Below are 14693 nucleotides of genomic sequence, written 5' to 3'. Positions count from 1 at the left end.
ATTCTCAACCGGGCCCATTACCCCGTCAGCTTTCGGTGCCTTCGCCTCGTTTGGTGGGGTCGCTCGGCGATCTGCAGCAATGCTGCAGCCACAGCGCGGCGACGAGCAGGGCCAGGGCGCACGCGGCCGCGACCACGGCGCCGGCGGTGTCCTCGCCGGCCACCCGCAGCGTCGAGCGCCGCGGCAGGAGGTACACCAGCACCCCGATCCACCAGCCCAGCACCACGGCGCCCACCCACGCCGAGGCCTTGGCGATCATCACACTGCGGGCCACTGCCAACGGATGCAGCCAGCCGGGCCCGTCGCCGATCTCGCCGTCGTTGATTTTGGTTCGCACATACCGTCCCCACACCGCCTCGGCTGCGGCGACGGCCAGCAGCGACAGGCCCGTCCACACCGTGATCGGCGGAAACCACCGGTACAACAACACCACCAGCAGATAGCCGACCACCGCGGTGGCGATCACCGCGGCCGTCAGGTCCCGTTTGCGTGTCGGTCCCATCAGCATCCTGACGCCGGGGTCGTGAGCACCAAATCCGTCCGTCGCACACCGCTACGATCGGCGGGTTCCAGCTCCGCCAGCAACCGGGACACGGGTCGCTTCTCGCCGGCCACCGTCAGCTCGGCGTCCGGATCGATGGCCAGCCACGGGACCATCACGAACGCCCGCAGATGGGCCAACGGGTGCGGCAGGGTCAAGCCGTCGTCGCGGGACAGCACTTCGTTGCCGCCGTCGTCGTAGCAGGCGACCAAGTCCACGTCGAGAGTGCGCGGACCCCACCGCTGGCCGCGCGTGCGATCGGCTGCCCGCTCCAACGCCTGGGCCCGGCGCAGCCAACCGTGGCCGTCACACGCCGGGTCATCGGCGATCAGCACCGCGTTGAGGAACGGCCCCTGATCCACGCCGCCCCACGGGTCGGTCTCGTAGACCGGGGAGACCGCCCGCACCCACGCGCCCAGCCCGTCGACCACCGACTGCAGCCGGGCCAGCCGATCGCCCAGGTTGGAGCCCATCGACACCACGATGCGGGTCATCGCGCCCCTCCGGCCGGCACCACCGATCCGCGCCCGCCGCGACGCGATCGCCGTGCCACCACCGCCACGTCGGCGAAAGTCTGCGGGATAGGGGCGCTGGGCTTGTGCACCACTACCTCGACGGCATGCACCCGGATGTCTTTCATGACGTCGTCGGCGATCTCGCCGGCGACCGTTTCGATCAGTTTGCGCGGCGGGCCGGCGACGATGTCGCTGGCCCGCTGGGCCAGCACCCCGTAGTCGTAGGTGTCCGAGATGTCGTCGCTGGCGGCGGCATCGGCCAAGTCGATCCACACGGTAATGTCGACGACGAAGTCCTGACCGGTGGCACGCTCGTGCTCATAGACACCATGTCGCCCGCGAACGGTCAAGCCGCGCAACTCAATTCGATCAGCCATCGATCCCGCCCTGTTTCCAGGCCTCGACCACCTTCAGCGCATCGACGGTGGCCCGCACGTCGTGCACCCGCACACCCCACACGCCGTGCAGGGCGGCCAGCGCGGAAATCACAGCGGTCGCCGTCTCGCGTCCGTCGGGTGGGCGCAAGGTCCCGTCAGCGTCGGCCAGCAGCGCGCCGAGAAACCGCTTGCGCGATGCCCCGACCAGCACCGGGATGCCGGTCGCGACGAATTGCGGCAGCGCATGCAGCAGTGCCCAATTGTGTTGTGCGGTCTTGGCGAATCCCAGCCCTGGGTCGATGATCAGTTTGGCCGCGTCCACCCCGGCGGCGACCGCGCGATCGACGCTGGCGAGCAGTTCGGCGCGCACCTCGGCCACCACGTCGCGGTAATGCGGCACCCGGTGCGGGTACTCGGCCGACACCGAGCGCCAATGCATCAATACCCACGGCACTTTCGCTTCGGCCAGCAGCGGCGCCATCGCCGGGTCAGCCCGCCCACCGGAGACATCATTGACGATCCGGGCGCCGCTATCCAGCGCCGCGCGCGCCACCCCGGCGTGGATCGTGTCGATGCTGATCGTAATTCCTTGCGCAGCAAGTTGTTTCACGACGGGAACCACTCGGGCAGTTTCCACCTGCGGCTCGACGCGCACCGCTCCTGGCCGGGTGGATTCTCCGCCGACGTCGATGATGCCCGCGCCCTCGGCGGCCAAGGCCAGGCCGTGTTCGACGGCGCGGTCGGGGTTCAGGTAGCGCCCGCCGTCCGAGAACGAGTCATCGGTGACGTTCACCACGCCCATCACCTGCACGCGTGTCGTGGTCACTTGCGCAAGATGAGCTCGAGCGCTTCGGCCCGAGACGCGGCGTCGGTCTTGAACTGTCCCCGCACCGCCGACGTGGTGGTAACCGCTCCGGGCTTGCGCACCCCGCGCATCGCCATACACAGGTGTTCGGCCTCGACGACGACGATGACCCCGCGCGGATCGAGTTTGCGCATCAGGGCGTCGGCGATCTGGCCGGTGAGCCGCTCCTGCACCTGGGGCCGCCTGGCGTAGAGGTCGACCAGTCGTGCGATCTTCGACAGACCGGTCACCCGCCCGTCGTCGCCGGGGATGTAGCCGACGTGCGCCACACCGTGGAAGGCCACCAGGTGGTGCTCGCACGTCGAGTACAGCGGGATGTCTTTAACCATCACCAACTCGTCGTGTTGCTCGTCGAACGTCGTGTTCAACACGGTGTCGGGGTCGGTGTAGAGCCCGGCGAACATCTCACGGTAGGTGCGGGCGACCCGGGCCGGCGTGTCCTCCAGACCGTGCCGGTCCGGGTCCTCGCCGATCGCGTAGAGCAGTTCGCGGACCGCGGCCTCGACGCGGGCCTGGTCGAACACCGGCATGCGTAGCGTGCGAGTGCGGGGATTCGGCTGCGCCATCGAAGCCTCCGTTGTCAGCCGTGGGCCGGCGGATTGGGCCGGCTCGCATGCTGACCCTGCTCGTCCGGTGACGTGTCGACCGGTGGTGGTGAGTCACCGGGCGCCGGATTCTGCGGGTAGGGCTGACGCGGATAGTTCTGCGGTGGCTGCGGCCGGTACGGCGACTGGGGCGGCGGCGACGGCGGCGGATACCAGTAATTCGGCTGCTGCGGCGGCCACCCGGGCGCGCGCCAGCCTGCCGGGGCTCCGTAATCGGGCTGTGTGGGGCGCCGTGGTGGAGCACCACGGCCGTCGCCAGCCCCCTGACCTGCCGGTGCACCGTTGGCGCCGTTGGTGTTCCGCTCGCGCTCGGCCTCCGCCGCCTCGGCGCTGGCCCGTGCGATAGCTGCCTTGAACGCGGGTTCGGGCACCGGCGGCGGCCACGGCTCTCCACGCTCTTTGGCCAACTCGCCGGGAGTCTTGATCGGCGGCTTGTCCGAGGGGATGCGACCACCGAAGTCGTCGAACATGGTGAGCCGGGGCCGCTTTTCGACGTCGGCGAATATCGCCTCCAGCTCGGCGCGGTGCAGGGTTTCCTTCTCCAACAGCTCACCGGCCAGCGTGTCGAGCACGTCGCGGTATTCGGTGAGAATCTCCCACGCCTCGGTGTGTGCTGCCTCTATGAGCTTGCGGATCTCTTCGTCGATGTCTCGCGCGACCTCGTGCGAATAGTCGGGCTGGGTGCCGATCGTGCGGCCCAGGAACGGGTCACCGTGTTCGGTGCCGTATTTCACGGCGCCAAGCTTGGAACTCATCCCGAATTCGGTGACCATGGCCCGGGCGATTTTGGTGGCCTGCTCGATATCGGACACCGCTCCCGTGGTCGGTTCGCGGAAAACCAGCTCTTCGGCCGCGCGACCACCCATCGCGAACACCAGCTGCGAAATCATCTCCGAGCGGGTGCGCAATCCCTTGTCCTCCTCCGGCACCGCCACCGCATGACCGCCGGTGCGCCCGCGGGCCAGGATCGTCACTTTATATATCGGCTCGATGTCGGGCATCGCCCACGCCGCCAGCGCGTGCCCGCCCTCGTGGTAGGCGGTGATCTTCTTCTCCTGCTCGCTGATCACCCGGCCCTTGCGCCGCGGCCCGCCGATCACCCGGTCCACCGCCTCCTCCAGCGCGGCACCGGTGATGACGGTGCCGTTCTCGCGTGCGGTCAGCAGCGCCGCCTCGTTGATGACATTGGCCAGATCGGCGCCGGTCATTCCGACGGTCCGCTTGGCCAGCGCGTCGAGGTCGGCGTCGGGCGCCATCGGCTTGCCCTTGGCGTGCACTCGCAGAATCGCCTTGCGGCCGTTGAGATCTGGGTTGGTCACCGGGATCTGGCGGTCGAACCGACCGGGCCGCAGCAGCGCCGGGTCGAGGATGTCGGGCCGGTTGGTCGCGGCGATCAAGATGACACCGGCGCGCGGGTCGAAGCCGTCCATCTCGACCAGCAACTGGTTCAGCGTCTGCTCCCGCTCGTCGTGGCCGCCGCCCAGGCCGGCGCCGCGCTGGCGTCCGACCGCGTCGATCTCGTCGACGAAGATGATGCACGGGCTGTTTTGCTTGGCCTGGTCGAACAGGTCGCGCACCCGCGAGGCCCCCACACCGACGAACATCTCGACGAAGTCGGAGCCCGAGATCGTGAAAAACGGCACCCCGGCCTCACCGGCGACGGCCCGGGCCAGCAGCGTCTTACCCGTCCCCGGCGGGCCGTAGAGCAGCACGCCCTTGGGAATCTTGGCGCCCAGCGCCTGATACCGCCCCGGGTTCTGCAGGAAGTCCTTGATTTCGTAAAGCTCTTCGACGGCCTCGTCGACACCGGCGACGTCGGCGAAGGTGGTCTTGGGCATGTCCTTGGAGAGCTGTTTGGCCCGAGATTTGCCGAAGCCGAAACCCATCCGCGCCCCGCCCTGCATGCGGGAGAACATCACGAACAATCCGACCAACAGCAGCAGCGGCAACACATAGATCAGCAGCGAGCCCAAGATGTTGCCCTGGTTGACGACGGTGCTGACCTGGGCATTCTTGCTGCTCAACGCGTCGAAAAGCGGGACAGCGTAGCCGCTGGGGTACTTGGTGATGATCTTGTCGGAGCCGTTGGTGTCGCTGTTGGCGCTCTTCAGCGTCAGCCGCAACTGCTGCTCGCGGTCGTCGATCTGCGCGCTTTTGACGTTGTCGGCTTTGATCTGCGCCATCGCCACCGAGGTGTCGACGGGCTTGTACCCTCGGGTGTCGTCGCTGAAATAGAAAAACGACCAGCCAAGGAGCAACACGACGGCGATCGCCGTGAGGGTGCGGATCACGTTTTTCCGGTTCATCAAGCATCGGCCGTGCTCGGCCAGGTCCTTCCCGATACGCGCAGCTGGAAAGTTCAGGTTACCGCTACGTCTAATTGCCCGGCTCGTCAGCGGGCCCCCTACGGCCCGCGTCGGCGCCGTCTAATGCAACGAGCGTGCGACGGGTGGTGGTTCCCGCCGGTCGCCCGGAACGACGCCCCCTTCTCAGCCGGTTGCCGTTGTGCTTTGGTGAGACCGTGCACGCATCGACCGAGCGGTTAGTTGATACCAACGGCGTACGGCTGCGAGTGGTCGAGGCCGGGGACCGTGGCGCGCCGGTGGTGGTGCTGGCGCACGGTTTCCCGGAGCTGGCCTACTCGTGGCGACACCAGATTCCAGCGCTCGCGGAGGCCGGCTATCACGTGCTGGCCCCCGACCAGCGCGGCTACGGCGGGTCGTCTCGTCCAGAAGCCGTCGAGGCCTATGACATTCGGGAGCTGACCACCGACATCGTCGGTCTGCTCGACGACGCCGGCGCCGAGCGGGCAGTTTTCGTCGGTCACGACTGGGGCGCCCCGGTGGCATGGGGTTCGGCGCAGCTGCACCCTGATCGCGTCGCGGCGGTGGTCGGGTTGAGCGTGCCGCCGGTGCCGCGTGCCCAGGTGCCGCCCACCCAGGCGCTCCGCAAGCTGTTCGGTGAGAAGTTCTTCTACATGCTGTATTTCCAAAAGCCGGGAGTCGCCGACGCCGAACTGGGCGCCGACCCGGCCAAGACGATCCGGCGGATGATGGGCGGCCTGCCCGGCGGCAGCGACCCGGCCGCCGCGCTGCGGATGGCCCGGCCGGGGCCGGAGGGCTTCGTCGACCGGTTGCCCGAGCCCGACGGCCTCCCCGACTGGATCAGCGCCGACGACCTCGACCACTACATCGCCGAGTTCACCCGAACCGGGTTCACCGGTGGGCTGAACTGGTACCGCAACCTCGACCGGAACTGGGAGATCATGGCGCATGCTGTGAGTCCCACCATCAGGGTGCCCGCGCTGTTCATCGCCGGCGCGGACGACCCGGTACTGAGCTTCATGCGCCGCGACCGCGCCACCGAGGTCGTGACCGGACCGTACCGCGAAGTGGTGATCGACGGCGCCGGGCACTGGCTGCAACAGGAGCGCCCCGGTGAGGTCAACGCCACTTTGTTGGCCTTCCTGAACGGATTGGAGTTGCGATGAACCAGCCATTGCGCTTCGGCGTCTTCATCACCCCGTTTCACCCGACCGGCCAATCACCCACGGTGGCACTGGAATACGACATGGAACGCGTTGTCGCACTCGACCGTCTGGGGTTCGACGAAGCATGGTTCGGCGAACACCACTCCGGCGGCTACGAACTGATCAGCTGTCCCGAAGTGTTCATCGCGGCTGCAGCCGAGCGGACCAAACACATCCGGCTAGGCACCGGAGTGGTGTCGCTGCCCTACCACCATCCGTTGATGGTGGCCGACCGCTGGGTGCTGCTGGATCATTTGACCCGCGGCCGGGTGATGTTCGGCACCGGTCCCGGAGCGTTGCCCTCGGACGCCTACATGATGGGCATCGACCCGGTCGAGCAGCGCCGGATGATGCAGGAGTCTCTCGAGGCGATTCTGGCCCTGTTTCGCGCCGAGCCCGGCGAGCGCATCAACCGTCACAGCGACTGGTTCACGCTGCGCGACGCGCAGCTGCACATCCGCCCCTACTCGTGGCCTTATCCAGAAATCGCCACTGCTGCAATGATTTCCCCGTCCGGACCACGGCTGGCCGGCCAGCTGGGAACGTCGCTGCTGTCGCTGTCGATGTCGGTGCCCGGGGGCTACGCGGCGCTGGAAAACGCCTGGGAGGTGGTCTGCGACCAGGCCGGCAAAGCCGGACGCGACGAACCGGACCGCGCGGGCTGGCGGGTGCTGGGAATCATGCATCTTGCTGACAGCCGCGACCAGGCGATAGACGACTGTACCTATGGCCTGCAAGACTTCGCCAAGTACTTCGGGGCCGCCGGGTTCGTGCCGCTGGCCAACCTTGTCGAGGGCGCCCAGTCCCCGCGAGAGTTTGTCGAAGACTATGCAGCCAAAGGTAATTGTTGCATCGGCACACCGGAGGACGCGATCGCCTATATTCAAGATCTGCTCGACCGGTCCGGCGGTTTTGGAACTTTCTTGATGCTGGGCCACGATTGGGCCGCACCGGAAGCGACCTACCGCAGCTACGAATTGTTTGCCCGCAAGGTGATTCCCCACTTCAAAGGCCAACTGGCCGCGCCACGGGCGTCTCATGAGTGGGCCCGCGGGATGCGGGACCAGCTGCTGGGACGCGCCGGTGAGGCGGTGGTCAAAGCCATCAGCGAGCACACCGACGAGCTCAAGCTGGAAAGCGAGCAGAACTGATGCGCGCCGCGGTTCTACGCGAGGGGCGCGTGGTCTACCGCGACGACGTGCCCGAACCGGTACCTGGGCCGGGCCAGGTGCTGGTCGCAGTGCGCTCGTGTGGAATCTGCGGCTCAGACCTGCATTTCGCCGCCCACCGCGACGAGATGCTGGCTTTGAGCGAACAAATGGGTGCCAGCGTGGGCGCTGACCGCAATCGCGACGTCATCATGGGCCACGAATTCAGTGCGGAGGTGATCGAAGCCGGTCCTGACACCGACACTCATCCACCGGGAACACTGGTCACCTCGACGCCGGTGCTGCTTTCGGCCGAGGGCATCGTACCGATCGGCTTCACCGACAGAACAATCGGCGGCTACGCCGAACGGATGCTGCTTTCGGCACCGCTGCTGTTGGCGGTGCCCAACGGATTGGATCCCAGGCATGCGGCGCTGACCGAGCCCATGGCGGTCGGGCTGCATGCGGTCAACAAATCCACGATCCAGCGAGACGAGACGGCACTGGTGCTCGGCTGCGGTCCGATCGGCATCGCGATCATTGCGGCTCTGCGGGTTCGTGGCGTGGAGACAATTGTGGCGTCGGACTTTTCAATTAAGCGCCGAGAACTCGCTGCCACGATGGGCGCCCATCAGACGCTCGACCCTGCGCAGGGCTCGCCGTTCGACACGGTCAGGCCCAAGGTGGTGTTCGAGGCTGTGGGGGTACCCGGCATCATCGACGACGTCATGCGGCGGACACCGGCGGGCAGCCGCATCGTGGTCGCCGGGGTCTGCATGCAGCCCGACACCGTGCACCCATTCTTCGCCATCGCCAAAGAGATCAACATCCAGTTCGTACTTGCCTACAACCCAAATGAATTTGCAGAATCGCTATGCGCAATCGCCGAAGGTCAAATCGATGTCGCCCCGGTCATCACCGGGGAGGTCGGTCTCGAGGGCGTCGGAGCGGCATTCAACGACCTGACCGACCCCGAACGGCACTGCAAGATTCTGGTCACGCCATGAAACCTGGGCAGATGGCTGGGAACTGCCTGCAACCACCCCTGGCACGGCAGCACTGCGCCACAGAAGTTACGCACCAGTAGCGTGGAGCCCGGACCCAGGAGTGGTCTTTGCCGATCGAGCAGATGTGCTGGACAGCATCCGGTTTAGGCAAAACCGGCACGCCATTTTGGCGAAAACCCCGCCAGCGCAAAGCGGTCGAGTTAGCCTCGCTTGTTTGAGTACGATTTCTGAACTGAAAGGGGGTATCCACGTACCGCGGCTCAGGGCAGGCCAAGGCTACGCGGAGCGATTGCGCCATTTCCATGCTCCAGTCTGACCAGCTCCGACGATCAACTGCTCAACCTCTACCAATCTGACCCAACCCGAGTACCGGCCTGGAAGGACTCTCAATGACATTGACCAGTCTTAGCACCCGCACTGCGATCGCCGTGTCCGGTGCCGCGGCAGTATCGGTGCTGACCGCCGCCGTTGCCCCTGCCGCCTACGCCCAGGAGGAATGGGGCGCAATTGCCGTCTCGCCGGACGGCAAGTCCATTGGTGTAGCGACGAATAAACCGAATGAGTACCAGGCTAACATGGCTGCGAGCTCAGACTGCCAGGAAAATAACCCCGTCTGCAACGTGCTGATCACCTTCAAGTACCCCGACTGCGGCGCGGTCGTCCAAAACGGGAACCAGTATTTCGGAGACAGCGGCGCCACGCAGCAGGAGGCCGAACAAAACGCAACGCGCCAGAGTCCGGGCAGCACAGTGCTGCGCTCGGCATGCAACAACCCGCCCGCCGGCGCAACTAGCACCCCTACCACCACAAGCAGCACCCCGACAACGGCAACAAGTACGCCGACAACTACCAGTAGCACCCCGGAAGGCGAGTGATAGCGCTGCCAGCCGCGGCTTCCTCAGCTATCTCGCGGCAATCCGGCTGCCCAGCCTGTTAGCCAGACGTGAACGGTTGCCCAGCCCAGCAGGCCCACATGCCAGCCTGCTGGGCTGGTGTTCATTCTAAGTGTTTGAGCAGCAACATGATCGACCTCGTCCAGACCGGTAACCGGCGCTATCATCGACGACCTTCGCGTGGCGTAGTTCGGCTAATCGCCGCTGCCACGCTGACGGCTGGCCTCGTCGCATGCAGCGCCGAAAACACCGGCAACCGGGCAACTGCGGAGCTCCCTGTGACCGCACGGAGAATCATGGCGAAACCGGCATATGCGAACGCGCGGTGGCTCTACTACGTCGCCGATCGCGACTCGGGTGAAGTCCTGCTGAGCCAGCGGCCCGACGAGATGGTGCTCACCGGTTCGACCGCAAAGGAATTCACGATCGGCACGCTGTACGACACGATGGGGCCCAGCACCCGGCTGACCACACCGGTGTATGCCACCGCGCCGGTAGTAGACGGCGTGCTGCACGGCGACGCCATCCTGGTCGCGTCCGGTGATCTCGCCTTGGGAGGTCGGGGCGCGATGCACGACCGCGTCGACGACGCGTTCGACGCCACCAGTATCGATCACGTCTACGCCGATATCGCTCCCAACGCCCGCAAGGTCAACGACGATCCACTGGCCGGGCTCGACGACCTGGCCCGCCAAATTGCGACGAAAGGTGTGAAAACCATCGACGGCGACGTCATCGTGGACACCCGGATCTGGCGGTCAGCGCAGGGACACGACGGCGCGGTTCCGCCAATCTTCGTCAACGACAACCTGCTCGACATCGAGGTGTCGCCGGGTGCTGTCGGACAGCCGGCCACCGTCCGAACTTCGCCGCCCACAGCGGCGTTCACCGTGCAGTCGAGGGTGTCGACGGTCAAGCCCGGTAATCAGTCGAGCATCGAAGTGACCACGGACCCGGCCAACCCGCACAACATCGTGGTCAGCGGGCTGATCCCGCAAGGCAAGTCGCAGCTCACGATCTACCGGGTAGCTGATGCCGACACCTGGGCTCGCACTTTATTTGTTGAAGCGCTAGGCCGCGCAGGAATTACAGTGCGCGCTCCGGTAATCGGCCCGAATAACCAGCACTGGCTGCCGGCACCCAATAGTTATTCTGCTCGTCGCCGATTGGCAGCACTGCGATCTCCGCCGCTGCGGGCGTTCGGCTCGATGATCTTGCGAACCAGCTACAACACCGGAGCCAACGCGATGCTGTGCCTGCTGGCAACCAAATCCGGATCGACCGATTGCACCGACGGATTGCGAACCATCCGGACCACCGTGGACAAGGCCGGGTTGCCCTCGGACGCCGTCGTACTGACCGACGGGGAGGGCGCCTACCCGGCATCCTCGACCCCTCGGCAGATGACCAACTGGGTCAAGTGGGCGGCCGGCCAGCCGTGGGGGCCGGCATTCGTCGCCGCACAGCCGGTGTTGGGTGAAACGGGCACAATAGCACCGGTCGGCGGCAACAGTCCGGCTAAACCGAAGTTCCCCCTGGTGTGGAGCGGTTTAGTGGGTTGAGCTGGGGTTTTGTGTTGGTGTGCTGACTACGCGAGTCCGTGGCGGTGTGAGACGCCGAGTAGTTCGAAGGCTCGCCGCTGTAGTGGGGTGGGGTTGGTGATCTTGGTGAATGCCGGCAGGTCGTCGGTGGGCTGGATGTGGTTGGCGCAGATGGTGGCCAGGTCGGCGAGCAGGCTGGTGAAGCTGTGCACCGGGTAGTCGTTTTCGGTGCGTTTGCGCGCTGCCTTGGCCAGCGCTTGATCGGAGCGTTGGGCGGGAGCGACGGGGTCGGCACGTTTGGCGGCGGCGGCGGGTTTGTCGTTGTCCTGGAAAAGGATTGGTGCGAGGGCTTGTTTCATGTGCCAGCTGATGTAGTAGGACAGCATCCGTAGGAGCATGTGCGCGCGCACCCGATCGGCGAGGCGGTGCCGGATGGGTCGCACGTCCAGTTCGGTGTTGAGGGTGCGGAAGAACCGTTCGACGTCGGCGAGGTCCTTGTAGCGCAGCACGACCTCGTCGCGCTGCAGTGTCTGGTCGGGCAGGCTGGTGCGGAGCACGTAGATGCCGTCGAGGGCGGCCTCGGCGGCGATGGCGTCCTGGTTGCGGGAGAAACTGAACGCTTCGTCGGTGATTTGCAGGTCAAAATGCTTGGCCATCTTGAACTTGTTGCGCACCTTGCCCACCCGCAGCGCGATCTTGTCCCGCCCGCGTAGTGGTCGTTTGGCGCGGCGGGTGGCCTCGGCGATGGTCTGTAGTTCGTGTTCGGTGGCCGCCAGCAGCTCGCCGCGTTTGCGGGCACGCTCATCAGCCAGGGCGGGGTTGTGGCAGCACACCAGCCGCTCGCCGGGGTAGTCGGGGTGGGTGATCTCGAACAGGTTCTGCTCGTCGAACAGCGACAGCTGCAGCGCCCCGTCGTCGACCAATGCCTTGATCTGCGGGGCGCGCAGCGCGCTGATCCAATCCAACTGCGCCGGGTGCAGCTCGTCGCGGATGCGCGCGCTGGTGAGCATGCCCCGATCCCCCACCAGGGCGATGGTGGTCAGCCCGAACCGGGTCTTGAGCTTGGTGATCTGGGCGCCCAGGGTTTTCGGGTCGGCGGTGTTGCCGTCGAACACCTCAATGGCGATCGGCACCCCGGCTGGTGAGCACAGCAGCCCGTAGACGATCTGCAACCGGCCTTTGACCCCGTCGCGGGCATGCCCGATTTTCCCTAACGGGCAGGTGTGGCCCTCGAACGCCGCCGAGGACACGTCATAGAGCACCAGGGTTCCGTTGGCCAGATGCCGTGCGGCCAACGAGTTTTCGATGGCATCCTGGCGCTCGACCACCCAGTCCATCGCGTCATACAGGTCATCCTCATCGGCACCCGCCACGCCCAGCACCGCACCCAGGGTGCTGGTGGCGGTCTCGATGCGCAGCCCGCGCGCCATCGCCAGCTTGGAGCCCGGCTCGATCACCGACGCGGCCAGCATGGCGCACACCAAGTCCCGGTTACGCGACGGGGCGGGGTCGATCAGCTCGGCCATGCCCAGCTTGGCGGCGGTGCCCAACACCGCGGCCACATGCCCGTGCGGCAGGCTGCGGGTGATGTCAAACGCCCCGGCCAGATCGCCCGTCCCCGGCAGGCCCTTGAGCGCGCGCTGCAGTTTGTCCACCTTGTGCTCGGGCCAGCGCGACAGGTTGGCCAGCGTGCGGGTTTTCACCTTGCCGTTCTCGCGGTAACTTTCGCGCAACAGCACCGCCGGCGGTGATCCACGGTTGGGCACCCGCGTCACGTACATGATTACTTTCTAGCACAACAGCAGTACGAGAGTAGCGAATTTAGAAAATGACACGCCGAACAAGTCTTGCGAATACATGATTACGCCTTGCCGGCACATGAACACTGAAACACCTGCTCACAAAGCAGAAAGGAAATCAGCCCCCTCTCAGAAGGGGGGAACTTCGGGCTAAAGGCAAGGTGCAGGCCAAGACTGGAACCGTAGCGGTGGCCGACCCCGCGACCGGCCGCGCCCTGGTCAACGTGCAGAGCCTGGCGGGCTATATCACTACAGACAAGGGCCGTCGCCTGGTTTTCGACCTGTCGATGAGTGGCGCCGTCTACCCGGACGTGCTGACTGGCCTGCGGGAGGCCAACGACGATGTCGGAATGGTGGCGGCGGCGCTGCAGCAGTCGTTATCTCAATGAGTCGGTCCCTCGGCGCGATGGACAACGTAACCGAGTACGACGAGCGCCAACCAGACGACACCTACCATGATCGCCATGCGCCCATGGGCGGTGAAGGACAGCAAAGCCACCACAACGGCGAGAAATACCAAGGCCAGTACCGTGGTCACCGGTGCGCCCGGCAGCCGATAATCGGAGGCCGGCAGTCTTCCTGCGGCCACCTGCCGGCGATACACCAGATGCGAGGCTAAGATTGAGGCCCACACGAAAATAATCCCAATGGCGGACACCGAGGTGATGTAGGCAAAGGCACGCTCGGGAGAAAGCCAGTTGAACAAACACGCCAAGGCCCATTACCAGAGCCGAGAAGGCGATCGCCGGCAGCGGCACATGGCGAGAGCTCAAGGCCTGCAAGGCGGCTGGCGCCTCACCGCGCTCAGACAAGCTGTGCACCATGCGTCCGGTCGAGTAGATGCCCGCGTTGCACGACGACAGGGCGGCGGTCAACAGAATGAAATTGACGATGCCTGCGGCGGCCGGGATGTCGATGTACTTGAACACCGCCACGAATGGGCTCTGGCCGCTGTGGAAGTGCCGCCATCCGCGGACCGACAAGATGACGAGCAGCGCACCAACGTAAAACAAGCCGATCCGCAACGGCAGAGTGTTAATTGCCTTGCGTAAGGTAACTTTCGGATTCTCTGCTTCTCCGGCAGTCACGCCCACGAGTTCCACTCCAACGTAGGCGAACACCACAGTCTGAAGGCTCAGCAAGGCCCGGCTAAAGCCGGTCGGGAAGATGCCCCCGTCGTTCCACAAGTTGGCAACCGTCGGCCCGGCCGGTGGGCCGATAGTTGGAATAGGTAGCAGCACAGCGATTCCCACGATGATTATTCCGACGATGGCCGCGACTTTGATCAGTGAAAACCAGAACTCCGCCTCACCGAAGATCCTCACCGAAATCAGGTTGGCGGCGAACAGAATCGCCAGCACTGTCAACGCAGTCACCCACTCGGGTATGGCCGGCAACCAGAACCGCACGTACTTGCCGGCAACGGTGATCTCGGCCATACAGGTGGTGGTCCAAACCGCCCAATACGTCCAGCCGTTGGCGAAACCGACGAGGCGCCCGAGAAATTCCTCCGCGTACTCAGACATGCTGCCCGATACCGGCCGGTAGACCAGCAACTCCCCGAGGGCACGCATGACCACGAAGATCGCCAAGCCTCCAACCACATACGCCAATATCAGTGCCGGACCGGCCTGTTCGATGCCGCCGCCCGCCCCATAGAAGAGGCCCGTGCCGATCGCGCCGCCGATCGCCATCATCTGGACGGTGCGCGCCGACAGGCCACGTTGATATCCGACGTCGGCGGTGACGGTCCCGGGCTTGGGGACGTTCATGGGCAACTCTTTATCACAGCATCGGCAGTCGCTATTCGCGGCAGAGCGGTTGCCCGATTGCGTGTCTGGGCGGCAACAGCAAATGTCCTCCGTGCTCGGTG

Annotated in this window: 13 protein-coding genes and 1 pseudogene; 6 read left to right on the top strand and 8 right to left on the bottom strand. The window is 65.5% G+C overall.

Annotated elements, in window-relative coordinates:
• Nucleotides 1-25: 25 nt before the first annotated feature.
• Genes MHEC_RS01955 through ftsH form a run of 6 tightly spaced genes read right to left on the bottom strand, consistent with a single transcriptional unit; the run spans nt 26 to nt 5209 of the window.
• On the bottom strand, nt 26-502 hold the full coding sequence (locus MHEC_RS01955) for a DUF3180 domain-containing protein (protein ID WP_048891197.1): 477 nt from the start codon (nt 500-502) through the stop codon (nt 26-28).
• The gene (folK, locus tag MHEC_RS01950) at nt 502-1035 is read right to left on the bottom strand and encodes a 2-amino-4-hydroxy-6-hydroxymethyldihydropteridine diphosphokinase (RefSeq protein WP_048891072.1); all 534 of its coding nucleotides are present in this window, start codon (nt 1033-1035) and stop codon (nt 502-504) included. Before folK ends, MHEC_RS01955 begins: the two co-directional genes overlap by 1 nt.
• Nucleotides 1032-1433, bottom strand: a complete 402-nt coding sequence (gene folB, locus MHEC_RS01945) for a dihydroneopterin aldolase (protein ID WP_048891071.1) — start codon at nt 1431-1433, stop codon at nt 1032-1034. The genes folK and folB overlap by 4 nt, the downstream gene beginning before the upstream one ends.
• Entirely contained in the window at nt 1426-2235 is an 810-nt protein-coding gene (gene folP, locus MHEC_RS01940; RefSeq protein ID WP_048891196.1) for a dihydropteroate synthase, read from the bottom strand. The genes folB and folP overlap by 8 nt, the downstream gene beginning before the upstream one ends.
• Nucleotides 2236-2255: 20 nt before the next feature.
• On the bottom strand, nt 2256-2864 hold the full coding sequence (folE, locus tag MHEC_RS01935) for a GTP cyclohydrolase I FolE (protein ID WP_039890633.1): 609 nt from the start codon (nt 2862-2864) through the stop codon (nt 2256-2258).
• A 14-nt stretch (nt 2865-2878) separates the two neighbouring features.
• Nucleotides 2879-5209: an ATP-dependent zinc metalloprotease FtsH gene (ftsH, locus tag MHEC_RS01930; protein WP_048891070.1), complete on the bottom strand. Its 2331-nt coding sequence runs from the start codon at nt 5207-5209 to the stop codon at nt 2879-2881.
• Between the two features lie 215 nt (nt 5210-5424).
• Here ftsH and MHEC_RS01925 point away from each other — a divergent pair, with 215 nt between their 5' ends.
• The 5 genes from MHEC_RS01925 to MHEC_RS01905 all read left to right on the top strand — a co-directional run bounded on the left by MHEC_RS01925 (nt 5425) and on the right by MHEC_RS01905 (nt 11042).
• The gene (locus MHEC_RS01925; protein ID WP_048891195.1) at nt 5425-6393 is read left to right on the top strand and encodes an alpha/beta fold hydrolase; all 969 of its coding nucleotides are present in this window, start codon (nt 5425-5427) and stop codon (nt 6391-6393) included.
• The gene (locus MHEC_RS01920; RefSeq protein ID WP_048891069.1) at nt 6390-7583 is read left to right on the top strand and encodes an LLM class flavin-dependent oxidoreductase; all 1194 of its coding nucleotides are present in this window, start codon (nt 6390-6392) and stop codon (nt 7581-7583) included. The genes MHEC_RS01925 and MHEC_RS01920 overlap by 4 nt, the downstream gene beginning before the upstream one ends.
• Entirely contained in the window at nt 7583-8587 is a 1005-nt protein-coding gene (locus MHEC_RS01915) for a zinc-binding dehydrogenase (RefSeq protein WP_048891068.1), read from the top strand. Before MHEC_RS01920 ends, MHEC_RS01915 begins: the two co-directional genes overlap by 1 nt.
• A gap of 389 nt (nt 8588-8976) precedes the next feature.
• Complete coding sequence (locus tag MHEC_RS01910) at nt 8977-9462, top strand: DUF4189 domain-containing protein (protein ID WP_082169841.1); 486 nt, start codon at nt 8977-8979, stop codon at nt 9460-9462.
• Nucleotides 9463-9776: 314 nt separating this feature from the next.
• The gene (locus MHEC_RS01905) at nt 9777-11042 is read left to right on the top strand and encodes a D-alanyl-D-alanine carboxypeptidase (protein ID WP_235434780.1); all 1266 of its coding nucleotides are present in this window, start codon (nt 9777-9779) and stop codon (nt 11040-11042) included.
• 26 nt (nt 11043-11068) lie between these two features.
• Here the strand turns inward: MHEC_RS01905 and MHEC_RS01900 are convergent, their stop codons facing one another.
• On the bottom strand, nt 11069-12802 hold the full coding sequence (locus MHEC_RS01900; RefSeq protein ID WP_071700660.1) for an IS1634 family transposase: 1734 nt from the start codon (nt 12800-12802) through the stop codon (nt 11069-11071).
• Between the two features lie 104 nt (nt 12803-12906).
• Here MHEC_RS01900 and MHEC_RS01895 point away from each other — a divergent pair, with 104 nt between their 5' ends.
• The gene (locus tag MHEC_RS01895) at nt 12907-13209 is read left to right on the top strand and encodes a D-alanyl-D-alanine carboxypeptidase (RefSeq protein WP_330849087.1); all 303 of its coding nucleotides are present in this window, start codon (nt 12907-12909) and stop codon (nt 13207-13209) included.
• Here MHEC_RS01895 and MHEC_RS01890 read toward each other — a convergent pair.
• Nucleotides 13203-14592: pseudogene (locus tag MHEC_RS01890) on the bottom strand (amino acid permease). The gene MHEC_RS01895 and the pseudogene MHEC_RS01890 sit on opposite strands and share 7 nt — an antisense overlap.
• Nucleotides 14593-14693: the final 101 nt, after the last annotated feature.

It is taken from the genome of Mycobacterium heckeshornense (assembly GCF_016592155.1).
Classification (GTDB): Bacteria; Actinomycetota; Actinomycetes; order Mycobacteriales; family Mycobacteriaceae; genus Mycobacterium; species Mycobacterium heckeshornense.
Note: the sequence above shows the minus strand (reverse complement) of the source record. Positions and strands in the feature narration are given on the sequence as shown.